The organism is Desulfuromonas versatilis (genome assembly GCF_019704135.1).
Classification (GTDB): Bacteria; Desulfobacterota; Desulfuromonadia; order Desulfuromonadales; family NIT-T3; genus Desulfuromonas_A; species Desulfuromonas_A versatilis.
On the sequence record NZ_AP024355.1, the window covers coordinates 4,344,325 to 4,362,050 of the forward strand.

Annotated in this window: 15 protein-coding genes; 6 read left to right on the plus strand and 9 right to left on the minus strand. The window is 65.4% G+C overall.

Annotation, left to right across the window (positions count from 1 at the left end):
• The first annotated feature begins 49 nt into the window (after nt 1–49).
• On the plus strand, nt 50–2,383 hold the full coding sequence (locus tag DESUT3_RS19485; protein WP_221250159.1) for an OmcA/MtrC family decaheme c-type cytochrome: 2,334 nt from the start codon (nt 50–52) through the stop codon (nt 2,381–2,383).
• Between the two features lie 140 nt (nt 2,384–2,523).
• Here DESUT3_RS19485 and gloA read toward each other — a convergent pair whose 3' ends face one another.
• A complete protein-coding gene (gene gloA, locus DESUT3_RS19490) occupies nt 2,524–2,907 on the minus strand; it encodes a lactoylglutathione lyase (RefSeq protein WP_221250160.1) in 384 nt (127 codons plus the stop codon).
• A gap of 133 nt (nt 2,908–3,040) precedes the next feature.
• Here gloA and DESUT3_RS19495 point away from each other — a divergent pair, with 133 nt between their 5' ends.
• Entirely contained in the window at nt 3,041–3,262 is a 222-nt protein-coding gene (locus DESUT3_RS19495; RefSeq protein ID WP_221250161.1) for a hypothetical protein, read from the plus strand.
• 42 nt (nt 3,263–3,304) lie between these two features.
• Here the strand turns inward: DESUT3_RS19495 and DESUT3_RS19500 are convergent, their stop codons facing one another.
• Together DESUT3_RS19500 and DESUT3_RS19505 are read right to left on the minus strand one after the other, a co-directional pair.
• Nucleotides 3,305–3,778 carry a hypothetical protein gene (locus DESUT3_RS19500; RefSeq protein ID WP_221250162.1) on the minus strand — a complete coding sequence of 158 codons (474 nt, stop codon included), beginning with the start codon at nt 3,776–3,778 and terminating at the stop codon, nt 3,305–3,307.
• 55 nt (nt 3,779–3,833) lie between these two features.
• Nucleotides 3,834–5,060: a porin gene (locus DESUT3_RS19505; protein WP_221250163.1), complete on the minus strand. Its 1,227-nt coding sequence runs from the start codon at nt 5,058–5,060 to the stop codon at nt 3,834–3,836.
• Nucleotides 5,061–5,412: 352 nt separating this feature from the next.
• On the opposite strand from DESUT3_RS19505, the gene DESUT3_RS19510 reads away from it, so the two are divergent.
• Together DESUT3_RS19510 and DESUT3_RS19515 are read left to right on the plus strand one after the other, a co-directional pair.
• Complete coding sequence (locus tag DESUT3_RS19510; protein WP_221250164.1) at nt 5,413–6,195, plus strand: ADP-ribosylglycohydrolase family protein; 783 nt, start codon at nt 5,413–5,415, stop codon at nt 6,193–6,195.
• Between the two features lie 169 nt (nt 6,196–6,364).
• Nucleotides 6,365–6,538 (plus strand): hypothetical protein, encoded by a 174-nt coding sequence (locus tag DESUT3_RS19515; protein ID WP_221250165.1) that lies wholly within the window; start codon nt 6,365–6,367, stop codon nt 6,536–6,538.
• A gap of 122 nt (nt 6,539–6,660) precedes the next feature.
• Here DESUT3_RS19515 and DESUT3_RS19520 read toward each other — a convergent pair whose 3' ends face one another.
• The 6 genes from DESUT3_RS19520 to DESUT3_RS19545 form a co-directional block, all read right to left on the minus strand.
• Nucleotides 6,661–7,440 carry a PhzF family phenazine biosynthesis protein gene (locus DESUT3_RS19520; RefSeq protein WP_221250166.1) on the minus strand — a complete coding sequence of 260 codons (780 nt, stop codon included), beginning with the start codon at nt 7,438–7,440 and terminating at the stop codon, nt 6,661–6,663.
• Nucleotides 7,441–7,521: 81 nt separating this feature from the next.
• Nucleotides 7,522–8,187: a phosphate signaling complex protein PhoU gene (phoU, locus tag DESUT3_RS19525; protein WP_221250167.1), complete on the minus strand. Its 666-nt coding sequence runs from the start codon at nt 8,185–8,187 to the stop codon at nt 7,522–7,524.
• 12 nt (nt 8,188–8,199) lie between these two features.
• Nucleotides 8,200–9,012 (minus strand): phosphate ABC transporter ATP-binding protein PstB, encoded by an 813-nt coding sequence (pstB, locus tag DESUT3_RS19530; RefSeq protein ID WP_404827058.1) that lies wholly within the window; start codon nt 9,010–9,012, stop codon nt 8,200–8,202.
• 86 nt (nt 9,013–9,098) lie between these two features.
• The gene (gene pstA / locus DESUT3_RS19535) at nt 9,099–10,691 is read right to left on the minus strand and encodes a phosphate ABC transporter permease PstA (protein ID WP_221250168.1); all 1,593 of its coding nucleotides are present in this window, start codon (nt 10,689–10,691) and stop codon (nt 9,099–9,101) included.
• A gap of 86 nt (nt 10,692–10,777) precedes the next feature.
• Nucleotides 10,778–13,012, minus strand: coding sequence for an ABC transporter permease subunit (locus DESUT3_RS19540; RefSeq protein WP_221250169.1), 2,235 nt, complete (start codon nt 13,010–13,012; stop codon nt 10,778–10,780).
• 126 nt (nt 13,013–13,138) lie between these two features.
• Nucleotides 13,139–14,140, minus strand: a complete 1,002-nt coding sequence (locus DESUT3_RS19545) for a PstS family phosphate ABC transporter substrate-binding protein (RefSeq protein WP_221250170.1) — start codon at nt 14,138–14,140, stop codon at nt 13,139–13,141.
• A 329-nt stretch (nt 14,141–14,469) separates the two neighbouring features.
• Here DESUT3_RS19545 and DESUT3_RS19550 point away from each other — a divergent pair, with 329 nt between their 5' ends.
• Entirely contained in the window at nt 14,470–14,637 is a 168-nt protein-coding gene (locus DESUT3_RS19550; RefSeq protein WP_221250171.1) for a hypothetical protein, read from the plus strand.
• A gap of 288 nt (nt 14,638–14,925) precedes the next feature.
• The gene (locus tag DESUT3_RS19555) at nt 14,926–17,481 is read left to right on the plus strand and encodes a sigma 54-interacting transcriptional regulator (RefSeq protein WP_221250172.1); all 2,556 of its coding nucleotides are present in this window, start codon (nt 14,926–14,928) and stop codon (nt 17,479–17,481) included.
• Nucleotides 17,482–17,726 lie beyond the last annotated feature (245 nt).

Here is a 17,726-nt window from a genome sequence, read left to right on the forward strand (position 1 = left end):
GCCGGCACGGGCCGGTCGCACAAAGACCACTCTAAAGGGAGAAAGTAATATGAAAAGGTGGAACGTAGGAGCAAAACTGCTTCTGGTCGCGATGCTCACCGCGACCCTCGGCCTGGCCGGGTGCGGTGACGACGGCTCTCAGGGCCCTGTCGGCCTTCAGGGCGCTGCCGGCGCTGACGGCGCTGACGGCGCTGCCGGCGCCCCGGGCACCACGATTGTCGACGCCAGCCTGCAGACCCCGGAAACCCTCGCCGCGCTGACCCCGACCGCCGAAGTCACCGGAGTCACCATCAACAGCCCGCCCGTGGTTTCCTTCACCGTGAAGGACGCCAACGGCCGCGGCATCGCCGGCCTGGGCGCCATCCGCGACGGCGGCGTCTCGCGCCTGATCCGCATCAACATCGCCAAGCTGGTCCCCGGCGCGGCCGGCAGCCCCGACAGCTGGGTCAACTACATCCGCAGCGGTTCCGGCTCCCCCACCACTGAAAACAACGGCACCCTGGTCGACAACGGCGACGGCAGCTACGTCTACACCTTCTCCACCGACGTTACCGCGGTGGCCGCCGTCCCCTACGAGCCGACCCTGACCCACCGGGTGGCCGCGCAGATCGGCGATGGCGCCGTGGCGCTGCCGGCGATGAACATGACCTTCGACTTCGTCCCCGCCGGGGGCATCGTCGCCCAGCGTGACATCGCCATGACCACCTCCTGCAACGAGTGCCACGGCAAGCTGACCGTGCACGGCCGTCGCTTCGAGGTCAAATACTGCGTCACATGCCACAACCCCGACCTGACTGCAGGCGCGGGCGACATGACCACCATGGTCCACAAAATCCACATGGGCGCCTACCTGGCCAACGGCTACAGCCTCGGCGGCCACGACTACTCCGGCGTGGTCTACCCGATGAACACCTTTTCCAGCGCCGAAGGCCTGAAGAACTGCGCCAAGTGCCACAGCGGCGCCGACGCAGCCACTCCCCAGGGCGACAACTGGAAAACCCGCCCCAGCCGGGTGGCCTGCGGCTCCTGCCATGACGCCATCGACTTCGCCGCCGGCACCGGCCACCTGGCCCAGACCAACGACAGTTCCTGCGCCAGCTGCCATGTCGGCACCGGCAGCAGCATCGACATCGAGATCGCCCACCGCACCGTGGTCTCCACCGAAAACAACCCCGAGGTTCCGGCCTGGGCCAAGATCCTCCAGTACGAAATCGCCAGCGTGAGCCTGGCCGACACCGCCACCGCCAACCAGAAGCAGGCCACCGTCCGCTTCCGCGTTCTGGCCAAGCAGCTCTCCACCGACACCTTCGCGCCGGTGAACCTGAACAACCTGGCCTCGGTGGGCGCCACCGCCCAGAACCTGAGCTTCCGCCTGATCTGGGCCGCTCCCCAGGCCGCTCCCGCCGATGTCCTGGACGGGCCCGCAATTGCCGCTCCGGCCGACTGGAACAACGCCTTCGGCGCCGGCCGCAGCTACTTTGACGGCGCTGTCGACACCACCCTGGATGCCTTCGACCAGCCGGTCAGCGTCAACCTCAGCACCGTTCTGGCCGGCCTGACCCAGGATGCCGAGGGCTACTACACCGCAAACCTCAACTACAACCTCTCGGCCCAGGCCTTTGCCGCTGTCAACGCCTCGTCCATGCGCGCCATCGGCCTGGAAGGCGGCCTGACCATGACCAACCCCAACACCGGCGCCGGCGTGCTGATCCTCGGCAAGTCGCTGATCGTTGGTGAAGGAAGCAGCGTCGCCAACGGCGAAACCACCAACACTGCCCGCCGCCAGGTGGTCAACATGGATCGCTGCAACGCCTGCCACGAGTGGCTCGGCTTCCATGGCTCCCAAGCCCGCAACAACAATCCTGACTACTGCGTGGCCTGCCACAACGCCGAAATCACCAACAGCGGCCGCGGCACCGCCAACGGCGTCACCTACGGCGAGTTCTCCAACAACCTCAAGGACATGGTCCACGCCATTCACGGCGCAGAAAAACGCACCCTGCCCTTCGACTTCGTCCGCGGCAACATCTCCGCCACCACCGGCGGCCAGGGTGTCCACCTGTTCGGCGAAGTCGATTTCCTGGGACGCGCCGCGGATTGCTCGGCCTGCCACGATCCGGGCACCTTCCTGCCCGAGGCGGTCCCGGCCAACGCCATCTGGAGCACCCTCCAGGCAGCGCCGACCACCGCGGTCACCAACTTCGTGCCGGAAGCCAACCTGCGCATGGCGCCGATCTCCTCGGCCTGCTTCGCCTGCCATGACAGCGCCGCCGCGGAGAACCACATGGCTGCCAACGTGGCCTTCACCCGCAACGGCCCGACCGAGACCTGCGTAACCTGCCACGGCGAAGGTCGCAGTGCCGATGTTCAGGAAGTGCATTAAGCGTACAGCTGATTAACCCCTTGCCCTGGAGCCGGCAGTATCCGGCCGGCTCCAGGCTCAGACAACAAGAAGCCCGCCTCTTCCCGAGGCGGGCTTCTTGTCTTTTCGGCCGGGTTGTCAGAAAACCGGCACCTGCCCCCTTACCCCTGGCGCACCACCTCCACCAGGTAGCCGTCGGGGTCGGCGATGAAATAGAAGCGCGCCTCGCCCCCGGCGAGGCCCTTCAGGGGCTTTGGGTGCAGGCCCATCTCGCTGTGCAGCTTGTGGGAGCCCTCGAGGTCCCGCACTCCCACCGCCAGGTGGGAATAGCCGTTACCCATCACGTAGGGCTCCTTCTGCTCGTAGTTGTAGGTCAGTTCCAGCTCGAAGTTTCCGCCCTGGGCCCGCAGGTAGCACAGGGTGAACTGGTGTTCGGGAAAATCGAGCCTTCTGGCCACCTCGAAGCCGAAGGCCCTGGTGTAAAACTCCAGGGATTTTTCCAGGTCGAGAACGCGGATGCAGCTGTGGATCATCTGGTATTCCATCTATCTCCTCCGTTTTGAAGCGGCCGGGGAAGGCGCCGCCTGCTGGCGGCGGCCCGGCCGTGGTGTAGTATAATTGGGATATCGGAAGGATAGCAGACGGGCAGGTCTGTGGCATTGAAAAAGGAGTGACCCCATGACACGGCTCGATTACCAGAACATTTGCAGCGCAGTCACCGGCGGCGAGGAAAAACAGCTGTTGAACAGCCGCTCGCACCAGGTCGGCCGTATCCTGCCCTGCCATTCGGATTATTTCAACGTCGAGGTCAACGACGGCTGGCAGGTCTGGTCGATGCAGGAATGCGAAGAGCACGGCGCCCCGGCAGCGACTGTCGGCCGCGGCGAATTTCAGATCTGAGGTGAAGCCAGGCCGCTTGCCGCGAGGGGAACGGCCCGTTTATTACTCGAAGCGACCCAGGGTCGGGTCCTCGGGCCGGGATTCGATGGGCAGCACGACGCTCGGCGCAGCCGGGGCCAGGCTCGCGGGGAGACTGCCCTCGCCCGGGCCGGTGGGTGCCAGGGCGCCCGTGGTCAGCAACTGCTCCATGCGCCGCAGGCAGTCGTGCACCAGGCGTTCGCGGGCGGCGCCCGCCTCGGCCACCAGGCCGGCAAGGGCCTCCCGCTGCGCTGGAGCCGCCCGCTGCAGTTGGCGTTTCAGTCGCTCGAGGGCCTGCTCGTGATCGACCAGCTGGTGCCCCAAGGCGCTGCGCAGGTCGATGGCTTCCTCTTCGGCCGAAACCGGCAATTCACCGCCGGCGACCCGCGAAAGCACCAGCCGGTAGGCCTGCTCGAAGCGTTCGCGCTGGGGCGAGGGCCCCTCGGCAACCGCAAGGGCGGCCGCGGGGAGCAGAAAAATCACCAGCAGCCACACCAAAAGCCTGCGACCCAGCCGCCCCTCCCACCCGACCCGCCGGCAAGTCATCCTCCGCTCAGTAGGTAACATAGAGACCGGTGACGAAGCTCTCGAGGGTATCTTCGCGGGTGCCGGCGAAGTCTTCGTCGGCCTCCGCCACCTCGTAGCCGAGCTTGATGTTGGCGTTGTGCCCCTTGATGAAATAGCTCAGCCCGAAGCGCAGCAGCTGGAAGCTCCCCCGATCGCCGGGCCCGTCGCTTTCCCAGATTTCGTAGTCGATCCAGGGCTGCCAGTTGTCGATGAAATACCCGGCCTGCAGGTAGAAACCCTCGCCCTGGGCCTGCTCCCCGGTGGCCCTGCCGACACCGAGCAGACCGCCGCCATTGTCCACCAGCAGCCCGGCATCGTCGAGGTCGAGGTTGACGTAGCCGAACTCGGCGCTCAGCGACCCCGGCCCCAGGGGGTGTTCGCAAAACAGGTCGAAGCTGTACATGGCGTAATCGACGTTGTCCCCCGTCCCCTGCTCGCGGGCCACGCTGTCCTGCAGGTCGAAGGCCAGGCCGATGCCCAGGGTCTTCTTGGTTCCCAGGTAGGTCGAGGAGTTGTAGTAACCCGGTTCGGCCTCGAGGAAGTTGAACTGCACCCGCCCGGCATAACGCTCGCTGTCGCGGCTCGATTCCTGGACCCCGTCATAGACGCCCAGGTAGTACTTGAAATGCAGCTCCGGGGAAAGGGAGTCGCTGCCGAACAGGGTCAGGCCCGTGTCGCGGACGTCGACGTCGCCGCGCAGGCCGGCGTCGAAATCGGTGAAATTGGTGTTGGTAAAGGCCAGGGGGGCCCGGGTGCCCCAGGTCAGGTTCTTGTAGGCAAGCGCCGGCCGGTCGATGGCCATCAGGGCTCCGGAACTGGTCAGGTTCTGGCGCAGCACCGGGGCCATGTTTTCACCGAGATAGAGGTGGGCCAGCTTGTGGGGCTTGAGGACGATGAAGGCGTCGATGATCCGCGCATCGGCCCCCACCCCGGGGTCCTCGGCGAACTCGGTCTGCATGAAGGCGCTGACCCATTGGGTGATGTCCGCCCCCAGGCGGATACGCGCCCGGCGCACCTTGAAATCGTCGTAGTCCTCGAAATCGCCGTCGCCGTTGCGATCCCTCTCGCTGGCCAGGTACAGGGCCTGGAGGCGGAAGCCGAGGTCGATCTGGGAGTCGTCGCTGATCTTGAGGATCGCCCCGGCCCGCACCGGAGCCGGCGCCAGGAGCAGGCCGGCCAGCAGGGCCACCGCCAGAAATGCATATCCGCGCATGCCACACCTCCTTGAAAAAAAATCATTAGAAATTTTCCTTCATAAGCAAACCAGAAACGGGAGGTTTTGCAAGGCGGGAGGAGGATTTTGGCGATGACACCGGCTTTGGCCCGGGGTTGAGCGGCGGATAATCTTAAGCCAGGGGAAAAATCCTTAGCCGCGAATTTTCACCAATTGACACGAATGCTGTCGCTGTGGTGATTTAATATTGAAATGTAGGGGCGGGGGCCCCCCGCCCTGGGCGCGAGAACCGCGTCCCTGCCACGAAAGCGAGATTTCGCTATTTATCCACCTCAGCAATAAGCGTTCGTGGCTGGCCCGGGCTTTCCGTTCACAGAAAAGGAGGGATCGCATGCTCGGCGCTCTGGCCGGGGACATCATCGGCTCCCGGTTCGAATTTCATAATTACAAGGGTAAGGATTTCGACCTGTTCCACCCCGAATGCTGCTTTACCGACGACAGCGTGCACACGGTGGCCCTGGCCGAGAGTCTGCTGAGCGGGCGCGATTACGGCGAGTCGCTGCGGGAATACTTCCGGCTCTACCCGAAGGCCGGCTACGGCGGCCGCTTCCGCGCCTGGGCGGCGGGGCCCGCGGAGGGCCCCTACAACAGCTTCGGCAACGGCTCGGCCATGCGGGTCAGCCCCGTGGGGTGGTATTACGACGACCTGGATGCGGTGCTGGCGGCGGCTCGGGCCAGCGCGGCGGTCACCCACGACCATCCCGAGGGGATCAAGGGGGCCCAGGCGGTGGCGGCGGCCATCCTGCTGGCGCGCCAGGGGCGGGGCAAGGAAGAGATTCGCCGCTTCCTCGGCGAGAAATTCGGCTATCGGCTCGACCGGACCCTCGACGAGATCCGTCCCGACTACCAGTTCGACGTCAGCTGCCAGGGGACGGTCCCCCCGGCCTTCGCCGCCTTTTTCGAGGCCGAGGATTTCGAGGACGCGGTGCGCAACGCCGTCTCCCTGGGCGGCGACAGCGACACCCTGGCCTGCATCGCCGGCAGTTTGGCCGAGGCCTTCTACGGGCAGGTGCCTGGGGCGATTCGGCGGGAGGTCTTCAGGCGCCTGGATCGGCGGCTGGCGCGGATCACCCGGGAATTTCTCGAGCGGACCGGCCGGGGCGCAAGCAATTGACCGGGACCCGGGCACCGGGCGGGCCAATCCCGGTTAATTTCCCCGCCAAGGGTTGACTTCCCCGGGGATGGTGGTATTTGGAGTCACAGGCCTGTTTTTTGCATAATAATGAAAAAAACAACGCCGGGAGGCAGTTAGGCCCGACCACAGCTGCGACAGGAGACCAGCCATGACCATTCACCTGCCCCTTGAGCAAATTTTAGGCAGAAACCCCAAGGAAGTGGGCAAAATCCTCCGCGCCCAGGGGATCGACCCCGACCTTCCCTACCGCGCCACCTTCACCTATACGGAAGTCACCATCGAGCAGGAGCCCCAGCCCCCGCGGATTTCCTCCACCCACTGACCCCCGGGCTGCGCGTCGCTCTTCGATTCTCCCCCCGCCGGAAACCGGCGGGGCTGCTGCCGCCAGCCTGCCGGGCGGTCTCCAACCGGGGGAGCGGCCCGCAGCCGGCGGACCGCTTTGCCTCAGACGGTGATCGTACCCTCCAGGTAGATGGCCGCCTCTCCGGCGATTTTCACCCGTTCGCCCAGATCCTCGCAGAACAGGGTCCCTCCCCGCTCCGATACCTGCAGCGCCTGCAGCGCCTTTTTCCCCAAGCGGTCCGCCCAATAGGGGATCAGGGTGCAATGGGCGCTGCCGGTCACGGGGTCTTCGTCTATGCCGATGGCCGGGGCGAAAAAGCGGGACACGAAATCGGCGCTCTCCCCCGGAGCGCTGGCGATGACCCCCAGGCAGTCGAGGCGCGCCAGGGTCCTGAAGTCGGGGCTCAGCTCGCGGACCTGGGCTTCGCTGGCGAAGACCGCCAGGTAATCCCGGGCCTTGAACAGGGCGAGGGGCGCCGCGCCCAGCCCCTGGACCAGCCCATCGGGGACGCTGCAGGGGACCGCGGGGCGCGCGGGGAAATCCATGGCCAGCAACGCCCCCTCGCGGCGCACTACGAGGGGCCCGCTGCGGGTGGAGAAGCGCACTTCGGGGAGGTGGATATTGAGGTAGTGGAACACCACGTAGGCGGCGGCGAGGGTGGCGTGTCCGCAGAGATCGATCTCGACCTTCGGGGTAAACCAGCGCAGCTCGTACTGTTCGCCGCGGGAGACCAGAAAGGCCGTCTCGGCAAGGTTGTTCTCGGCCGCGATGGCCTGCAGCAGCTGGTCCTCGGGCCAGCTGACCAGCGGGCAGACCGCGGCGGGGTTGCCGCCGAAGACCTCGGCGGCAAAGGCATCGACCTGGTAAATGGGTATCCTCATGACAGCTCCTCGCTCTGGGAAAGGCCTTGCCGGGCATTTTGAGCCCAAGCATTAGGAGCTGTCAAGAAAACAAATGCCCGGCTACTTCCCCCAGCTTTTCACGTGGCGCACGATCTCACCCTCGATCATGTAGTAGACGTCCTCGGCGATGTTGGTGGCCAGGTCGGCGATCCGCTCCAGGTGCCGGGAGACCGTGAGGTACTGGCTGAGCGGCTCGAGGTTCTCGGGATGGGCGAGGATCTCCTGCTTGATCAGGCTGAAGTTGTCCTTGTGCTGCTGGTCGATCTCGTCGTCGAGCTCCAGCACCTTGTGGGCCAGCCGGGTATCCATCTGCACCAGGCAGTCGAGGCTCCCCTTGAGCATGGCCTGGGCCTTGCCGGCCATCCCCAGGTAGTCGAAGGGGGCCGCAATGCGGGGCCCGGCGGCCAGGGCGACGGACCGCTCGGCGATGTTGCTGGCCAGATCCCCGATGCGCTCCAGGTCGTTGTTGATCTTCATCACCGCGATGATGTAGCGCAGGTCGATGGCCACCGGCTGGTGCAGGGCGAGCACCTTGAGGCACTCTTCCTCGAGCTCGACCTCCATCTGATTGATCTTCTCGTCGGTGCTGATGACCTTCTGGGCCAGCGGCACGTCGTTCTTCTCCAGGGCGCGGGTGGCCTGCTGGACCCCCTCCTCGACCACGGCGCTGAGGGTCAGTAGCTGTTTTTTCAGCCTGTCGAGTTCTTTCTGCATCAATTGCGTCATACCTGAGCCCCCTTAACCGAACCGGCCGGTGATATAGTCTTCGGTCTGCTTGTTTTTCGGCTTCATGAATATCTTCTTGGTCAACCCGTACTCGACCAGCAGCCCTTCGTAGAGAAACGCGGTGTAGTCGGAAACCCGGGCGGCCTGCTGCATGTTGTGGGTGACGATGATGATGGTGTAGTCCTGGCGCAGCTCGCCGATCAGGTCCTCGACCCTGGCGGTGGACTTGGGGTCGAGGGCGCTGCAGGGCTCGTCCATGAGAATCACCTCGGGGTTGACGGCAATGGCCCGGGCGATGCAGAGCCGCTGCTGCTGCCCCCCCGAAAGCCCCAGGGCGCTCTGGGTCAGCCGGTCCTTGACCTCGTCCCAGAGAGCCGCCCCCTTGAGGCTTTTCTCAACCGCCTCGTCGAGCACCGCCTTGTTGTTGACCCCGGCGATGCGCAGCCCGTAGATGACGTTCTCGTAGATCGACTTGGGAAACGGGTTGGATTTCTGGAACACCATCCCGACCCGGCGGCGCAGCTCGATGACGTCCATCGACGAGGAGTAGATGTCCGCGCCGTTGATCTTGATGCTCCCCTCCACCCGGGTGCCGTCCACCAGGTCGTTCATCCGGTTGAGGCAGCGCAGGAAGGTCGACTTGCCGCACCCCGAAGGGCCGATCAGGGCGGTCACCTTGCGCCGGGGGAAGGCCAGGCTGATATTGTACAACGCCTGGGCATTGCCGTAGAAGAAATTGAGCTTTTCGGCCTCGATGACCGGTGTTTCCAGGGTCGCGGCGATGTTGTCTTGGCTGAGTTGATCCACTTGGGTACCTCTGCAGATAAAAAGAATTCAGGAGACAGAATCCAGAATTCAGAAGAAACCGGTTGGCTTTTCTGACTCCTGGATTCTGAATTCTGGATTCGGTCTTAAAACGTCCCGTAGGTGAAGCGCTTTTTCATCCGGTTGCGCAGGGTGATGGCGACGCTGCTCATCACCAGCACGATCAGCACCAGCAGCAGCGTGGTCACGAACACCATGGGCTTGGCGGCTTCGACGTTGGGCGACTGGAAGCCGATGTCGTAGATGTGAAAACCCAGGTGCATGAACTTGCGGTCCAGGTGCAGAAAGGGGAAAGTCCCGTCCAGCGGCAGCGCCGGCGCCAGCTTGACGACCCCGGTGATCATCAGCGGGGCCACCTCCCCGGCGGCGCGGGCCATGGCCAGGATCAGGCCGGTCATGATCCCCGGCGAGGCCATCGGCAGCAGCGTACGGCACAGGGTCTGGAACTTGGTCGCCCCCAGCGCCAGCGACCCCTCGCGGACCCCGGCGGGGATCGCTCCCAGGGCCTCCTCGGTGGCGACGATCACCACCGGCACGGTGAGCAGCGCCAGGGTCAGGCTGGCCCAGAGAATGCCCCCGGTGCCGAAGGTGGGGCTGGGCAGGCGCTCGGGGAAAAACAGCTGGTCGATGGTGGCGCCGATGCCGTAGACGAAGAACCCGAGGCCGAAAATCCCGTAAACGATGGAGGGGATGCCGGCCAGGTTGTTGACGGCGATGCGCACGATGCGCACCACCGGCCCGTCTTTGGCGTACTCGCGCAGGTAGACCGCGGCGATCACCCCCAGAGGGAAGGATACCAGGCTCATCAGGAAGATCAGCATGACGGTGCCGAAGATCGCCGGGTACAGCCCCCCCTCGGTATTGGCCTCGCGGGGCTCGCCGAGGATCAGTTCCTTGAGCTTGCTCAGGTAGAACAGGCTCTTCTCGCCCCAGCCCATCTGGTTGGGCTGGTACAGGCGCACGATGTGGGACAGGGGGATCAGCTTCTCGGTCCCCGCGACATCGGTAAACAGCGCCTTGTAGCGCTCCATGTCCTTGACCGCCTCGCCCTGCAGGGCCACCAGCTGATCGAAATCCTGGCGGACGATGGTTCGCTGGCGCTTGACCCGGGTCACCTCGGGGCTCTCCGCGGCAACGCCCCGGTATTCGAGCTTCAGCAGCTCGAGACGCAGCCGTTCCATCTCCCGGCTCAGGCCGGCGACGCGGTGATTGTAATCGGCAACCAGCGCATGCTTCTGCGCCACCACCTCGAGGGCCCGGTTCAGCTGCGCCAGGGGCGCTCCCCCGGCGGCGGCTTCGGGAACCTCCACCCGCTGCAGCAGCCCGTAGAAGTTGCCGTACTCCTCGCGCTCCAGGGCGATCAACTCCTCGGGATAGCTCTGCTGGGCGATCTTCGCCTCGTCCAGCCAGCGAAAATCGAGCCCGTAGAGATCGCGATTGCCGGTCTTGAGCTGCAGCCGCTCCCCCTCGCCCGAAGGCAGGGGCTCGCGCTGCAGGATCTCGCCGGCGACCCGGCCGCCGTCGCGCAGCTCCAGAAGCGCTACGTTTGAGGGCCAGAAGACCCCCAGGCCGTTGACCATGACCACCACCACCAGGGCCAGGGCGATCAGCAGGGTCAGCGCCAGCGCCGCTCCGGTTGCCCAGACGAATGGTTCACCTTCTCGGAAAAACTTTTTCATGGTTTATATCCAGAATCCAGAATTCAGAAGCCAGGAGTCAGGGGGTTTTTCTCGCCTCACTCCTCACACCTCACGCCTCACGGCAGCTAAAACCGTCCGTACTTCTTGCGCAGCCGCTGCCGCACCACCTCGGCCACCGTGTTGAGCACGAAGGTGAGCAGAAACAGGATCACCGCCGAGAAGAACAGCAGCCGGTAGAGGGTTTCGCCCACCGGGGCTTCGGGGATTTCCACCGCGATGTTGGAGGAGAGCGGGCGCATGCCGTTGAAGATGCTCCAGTCCATGATCGGCGTGTTGCCCGTGGCCATCAGCACGATCATGGTTTCACCCACGGCGCGGCCGAAGCCGATCATGATCCCGGCGAAGATCCCCGGGCTCGCCGAGGGGAGCATCACCCGCCAGACGGTCTGCCAGCGGCTCGCCCCCAGGGCCAGCGAGGCCGCCCGCAGGCTCGGCGGCACGTTGGACAACGAGTCCTCGGCGATGGTGAAGATGATCGGGATCACCGCGAAGCCCAGGGCGAAGGCGATGACGATGTTGTTGCGCGGATCGTAGCGGGTGCCCATCTCGTTGAACAGCCAGAGCTTGAAGTCGCCGCCGAACAGCAGGTTTTCGAACAGCGGGCCGAGCACGAAAGCGGCGGCCAGCGCCAGCAGCAGCACCGGGATGACGGCGAGAAATTCATAGCCCCGCTCGACCTTGCGCAGCGGTTCGTAGCGGCGCAGCCCCTGCCAGAGCAGGATGGCCAGCACGAAGGCGGTCGGTACGAAGATCAGGCTCAGGAACAGCGAGGTCAGCGACCTCTCCAGCAGCGGCGCGAACCACAGCGCCGCCAGAAAGCCGATGACCACCGAGGGGATCGCCGCCATCACCTCCACCGCCGGCTTGACCCACTGGCGGAAGCGGCTGCTGCCGAACTGGCTGGTGTAGATGGCGCCGAGCAGGGCCAGGGGGATGGCGAAGACCATGGCGTAGAAGGTCCCCTTGAGGGTGCCGAAGATCAGCGGGGTGAGGCTGAGCTTGGGTTCGAAATCATCGCTCGCCGAGGATGACTGCCAGGCGTAGGCCGGCTCGTCGTAGCTTTCGTACCAGACCTTGCCGAAGAGGGTCTGCACGCTGATTTCCGGGTGGGGATTGTCGATTTTCCAGAGCAGGGACTGGCCCTGGGCGTCGAAAGCGGCGATGGCGTTGCCGCGGATGGCCAGGTCCACATGGCGCACCGGCGCGAGGCTGTCGAGGGTCAGCAGGTGACGCTCGCTGGTCATGTGGTCGAGATGAATGACCCCGTCGCTGTCGAGACTCAGGACCGACTTGTCCCGCTGGGAGGGGAGCAGGGAGACGATGGGACTGCCGTGGCTGGTGAGCTGGTGGATCAGCTGCAGGTGCTTCACGGCGGGGTTCTCCGGGTGACGCACCGGGAACCAGGTGGTGACCTCCCCCTTGCTGTCGCCCACCGCCAGGGAGATGTCCCCCAGCACCAGGGTCAGCGCGGTGATCCGCCGGCCGTCGTCGAAGGCCTGGATCTTCTCGAGCAGCTCGGGGCTGCCCGCCTCACTCAGGTCCCAGCGCAGCAGGGCGCCGCTGGCGGTACCGGCGTAGAGGTTTTTACCGGCATGGTCGAGGGCCAGGCAGAGAACCTCCGCCTCGGCCGCCTCGGGCAGCTCGAAGGTGCTGAGTTCCTCGGACTGGTTGCCGAAGATGTCCGACTCGATGCGCCGCTGGGTGACTTCGAGCCGCCCGTCGGCAAACAGGTCGATCCGCGTCTGCCCTTCGCCGTCGTGGGCCACCCGCGCCAGGCTGCTGGCCGGCACTCCGGTGGCGGGGGGCGCAAAAACCGCAGTGCGCTCCACCTCGCGACGGAAGCTGCGGTTGCCCTGCGCATCGAACAGCGGCGCCAGGGTCACCTTCTCCACGCTCAGGCTGCCGTCACTCCAGAGCACCCCGAAACTCAGCCCCCCCTGGTTGCGGACCATGGTCGGATGCGCATCGGCCGCACCCGGCGGGGTCACCGCGATCTCTTCGACCAGGCTCCCCTCGGTGGATTCGAAGAAGCGAAAGACCCCCTGGCGGTCGAACAGGAAGGTGGTCTCGAGATACTCATCCACTCCGGTGGCCAGGACATTCTCCCGGTCCACCCCGGTTTGCGGGCTGAACTTGGCGTAGACCTGCGCCTTGGGCGCCTGGAACAGGGGCAGAGCGACCTCCCCGATCAGCACCAGGATGAAAATGACGCTGAAGATGATCGCCAGGCCGCCGAGGGTGATGATCCAGCGGGCGATCCGGTCGCGCAGCTTGACTCGTCTGAGAACTTTCTGGTCCATGCAATTAATTCCGCCTTAGGCTTTATTACACACAACAAGGCTCTGCCCGCTGGATCACTCCAGCGGGCAGAACCCGGTCGACTCGGCTAGGCTCCATCCTCCTCGGGGAGGCGAGGCGCCGCTTGCTTACTTGACGCTGGCCAGCTGCTTTTCGGCGATTTTGGCCGGCAGCGGCAGGTAGCCGTCCTTGACCACGATCTCCTGGCCTTCCTTGGAGAGGACGTACTTGAGGAACTCCTCGACCATCTTGGGCAGCGGCTCGTTGGGCTTCTTGGCCACGTAGAGGAAGAGCATCCGGCCCAGGGGGTACTTGCCCTCGAGAACGCTCTCGTAGGTCGGCTCGTAGGCCTGCTCGCCATCTTTCTTGGAGAGGGCGATGGCCTTGACCCCGGAGGTCTTGTAGCCGATGCCCGAGTAGCCGATGCCGGCCTTGTCCTCGGTCACCGAGAGCACTACCGAGGCGGAGCCGGGCTGCTCCTTGACGATGTCTTTGTAGTCGCCCTTGGACAGAGCGTGCTCCTTGAAGAAGCCGTAGGTCCCCGAGGCGCTGTTGCGGCCATAGAGGCTGATCGGCTTGCCGGCCCACTCCCCGTTCAGGCCGACCTGGCCCCAGGTGACGATGTCTTCGACGGCGCCGCCCTTGCGGGTCTTGGAGAAGATGGCGTCGACCTGGGTCAGGGAGAGGGACTCGATGGGGTTGTCCTTGTTGACGAACACCGCCAGCGAGTCGAGAGCCACGCCGATGGCGGTGGGCTTGAAGCCGTACTTCTTCTCGAAGGCCTCGATCTCGCTCTGTTTCATGGGGCGGGACATGGGACCGATCTGGGCGGTTCCCTCGATCAGCGCGGGGGGAGCGGTGCTCGAGCCCTTGCCTTCGATCTGGATGTTGACGTTGGGGTAGGCCTTGCGGAAGCCCTCGGCCCAGAAGGTCATCAGGTTGTTCAGGGTGTCGGAACCGATGCTGTTGAGGTTGCCGGCCACGCCCTGGGTCTTGGCGTACCCGGGCAGGCCCTTGTCGACCTCGATCGGGGAGGCGCCGGCGCCGGGGACGGCAACGGCCGTGACCAGGGCCGCAAAAGAGGCGGCGGCCGCCATCCGTTTCACCATCTGGAAAATCTTGCTGGACATCTGCTTATCTCCTTTTTCTCCGGTTGGGCCGGGGCCCCGCGAAAATCGCCGCGGCCGCCCCGGGTGCTTGGCATTCAATGCAGCGGAGTATCTTCCGCAACTGTTAGCATCGCGTTAGCCAACCGTAAGAAGCTTATGAAATCATCGACTTGCTCGCGCCTGCGAACCGGGGACCGGCCGCTGGCGAACCGAATCCTAACCGGCGATTGTTAGGTTTGTGTTAGCGCCCGGCCTCGGGGCCATTAAAAACCCCTGTCCTTCGCGGCGAAGGTGGATTTCTGGACTCAAAATGATATCCTTTAAATAAAGATTTTCCAAGGAGGGATTTCATGAAATGTACCCAGGCCAGGGCCAGGGGGTTGTGCCTGATGGAGCGGGAAGATGATTGCCCCGACTACCCGTGCGTCTATCTGCAGTGGGCGGCCATCAATCGTGCCGTCGTCAACCAGCGCCGCAGCCCCGGGGCGCCGGGGGAAAGCCACCCGCCAAAAGGCTGAGCGCCCCTTCCCGTCCGATTCCCCCCAACCACCGATTGTCTCCCCGCGAAGTTTCCAAATTCCGCAAATCTGCGCATTTTGACCCATTCCTCCGGGCGTTTCGACACTCGCCCCCGCCCCGGCCAGGTTAATCCCCGACTTTGTCCCGCCCGGCGGCGGCTGGGCACCTATCTTGCGTCAGGCTTTCAGGGTGGTGACTGAACCACGACAATGCCGCACCGGCTCGGCCCCGCCCCGGGGTGGGGCAACCGCGTTGCGCAACGGATAACCCCGGAGACTGTCCCGACCATGGTCCCCATGGACTCTTTGCACCAGATCCGCCTGTTCGCCGGGCTTTCGCCCGAGGCCCTGGAGCTGCTCGCTCAACGCTTGAACCGGCGCTGCTTCGCCGCCGGGCAGACCATCCTGCGCCAGGGCGAGCCGACCCACGCCATCTACTTCATTCTCTCCGGCACGGTCCGGGTGGAACTCACCGATCCCGGGGGGCTCCGCCACACCCTGGCGACCCTCGGCGCCGGCGAGATGTTCGGCGAGCGGGCCCTGCTAACCGGCGAGCTGCGCACCGCCGACGTGCGCAGTGAAACCCAACTCCAGGCCGCCGAATTGCCTGCAGAGGATTTCGCGGCCCTGCTCCCCCTGTGCCCCGAACTCTATGCCAACCTCTGCCGCCAGCTGGCCCGCCAGCTCGGGAACTGGGCCGTGCGCCACCACCAGGACGAACGGGAGAACCGGGAGATCCTCAGCAACCTGGTCGGCTGGCAGCTGCTGCCCGAGTTCGAGGCCTTTCCCGGCACTTCTCCCTGGGCGCAGCAGCTCAACCGTGACCTGGGGGAACTGGCCGAAAGCCCTTCGCACCTGCTGATTCTCGGAGAGATCGGCACCTGGAAGGACCTGGCGGCACGCCTGGTGCACTTTCACAGCGGCGAGGCGGGGCGGCCGGTTCTCTACCTCGACTGCGCCGACCCGCCGCCGGTACTGCGGGAGCAGGGGCGCGAACGCTCGGCCGCCAAACCCTCCCTGGAGCTGCAGATCGCCCAGGAGTCGGCCCTCTTCGGCCACCAGCCCGACAGCGCGATCTACGCCCGCGGCACCCGCCGCGGCTATCTCGAGCTGGCCGACGGCGGAGACCTGATCCTGAGAAACGTCGGCCACCTGGCCCCCGGGGTGCAGAAACTGCTGCTCGCCTACCTCGCTACGGGCAGCTTCACCCGCCGTGGCGAGACCACCGCCCGGCACAGCCGGGTGCGCATGCTCGCCACCAGCGACGAGGATCTGCCGACCCTGGCCGGGCTGGGGCATTTCGACCCCGAACTCTGCGCCCGGCTGGCCGAGACGACGGTGCGGCTCAAGCCGCTCAGGGAGCGCAAGAAGGACATCCCGGTCATCGCCCGGCAGCTGCTCGGGCCCCTCAACAAAAAGCACCACAAGCAGATCGGCCGCATCTCCCAGGACGCCCTCAACCTGCTGGTGGACTACGACTGGCCGCTCAACGGCACGGAACTGCAGCAGGTCATGGACCGGGCGGTGGCGGTGTGCACCGGGCCGGAGATCCAGGCCGAACAGATCTTCCTGCAGGGGGTGGGGCGCACGGGGAGCGGCAAGCACAACCTGCTGCGCCTGCCCGCCGCCGACCGACTGGCCCGCAGCCCCCTGTTCCCTGGGTTGCTGCGCTACCTCTCGGTGCCCACTTTCCTGCTGGCGCTCTGGCACTGCCTGGCCGGCCCCGCCCAGCCGAACCTGGCCAATCTGCTGGTGTGGAGCCTCTGGTGGCCGGTGCTGATCCTGTCGGTGGCGCTGGGGGCACGCAGCTGGTGCAGCTACTGCCCCGTCGAAGCGCTCAGCGAATCCCTCAGCGGCTGGCGCCGCCGCTATTGGGACCCGCCCCGCTGGCTGCGGCGCTCCGGCGGCTGGCTGGCGATGGCCGGGTTCATCGCCGTTCTGCTCGCCGAGCAGGCCACGCAGATGTTCCACCAGGCACGGGCCACCGGATTGCTGCTGGCGGCCCTGCTGGCCGGCACCGTGCTGACCCACCAACTGTTCGGCCCGCGGGTCTGGTGCAAATACCTCTGCCCGCTGGGCAGGATGATCGCCTCCTTCGCGCGCATCTCCCTGGTCGAGATGCACAGCAACGGCAATGTCTGCACCAACCGGTGCAAGATCAGCGACTGCATCAAGGAGAAGAAATGCCCGATGGGGCTTCACCCCACCGCGGTCAACAGCAGCGATGACTGCATCCTCTGCTTCTCCTGCGTCAAGAACTGCCCCCACCACGCGGTGCGCCTCGACCTGCGCGACCCGGCCCTGGGAGTGCTGCAGGGAACCAGACGCACCCTGCCCGGTGCGGCCTTCGCCGCCACCCTGGTCGGCCTGGTCCTGGCCTCCCGGCTCGCCGGACCCTCCGGCGGAGGTCCCTGGGGTTGGCATCAGGCGCTGGGGTTTCTCGGCATCACCCTGGGGTTCGTCGCGGCGGTCTTTCTGGCCTCCTCCGGCACCCGGGCCCGCCGCTGGCAGGCCGGCTTCGCCATCCTCGGCTACGCCTACCTGCCGCTGGCCCTGACCGGCATGTTCAACCTCTATTTCCGCCACTTCGTCAGCCAGGGCCCGGAACTGCTGCGGCTGGCCGCCGACACCCTGGGGCTGGGCCCCTGGCTGCCGCGCGAGCTGCTGAGGCTGGAGCTGGGCACCCTGCAATACCTGCTCCCCCTGCTGACCCTGCTCGGTGCGGGGTTCTCCTTCCGGCTGCTGGGGCAGCTCGCCCACAGCTATGCCCTCGGGCGCATCAGCATCCGCCTGCACCAGGTGCTGATGGCCCTCACCGCGGTTGCTTTCCTGGTGCTGCTGTGATTTGTCGAAAAGATCTCTGCTGATAAACAAGGGGCCGAGAGACGGTGGGGTTTCCAGGAGCCTGCGGCAAATCCGGCCCGTTCAGTCCGACTAGTGTACTGTTTGGTTAATCGTGTCAGTTAATTCCGAGTCATTTTGATCGCTGTCAAGGCGCTGCCGACACAGATCTAGCCGTGCGCTAAATCAAGGAGGCACAACGCAGACAGCGGTCAAAAGGGCCGGAATTAAAGGACAGGATTGGCCGC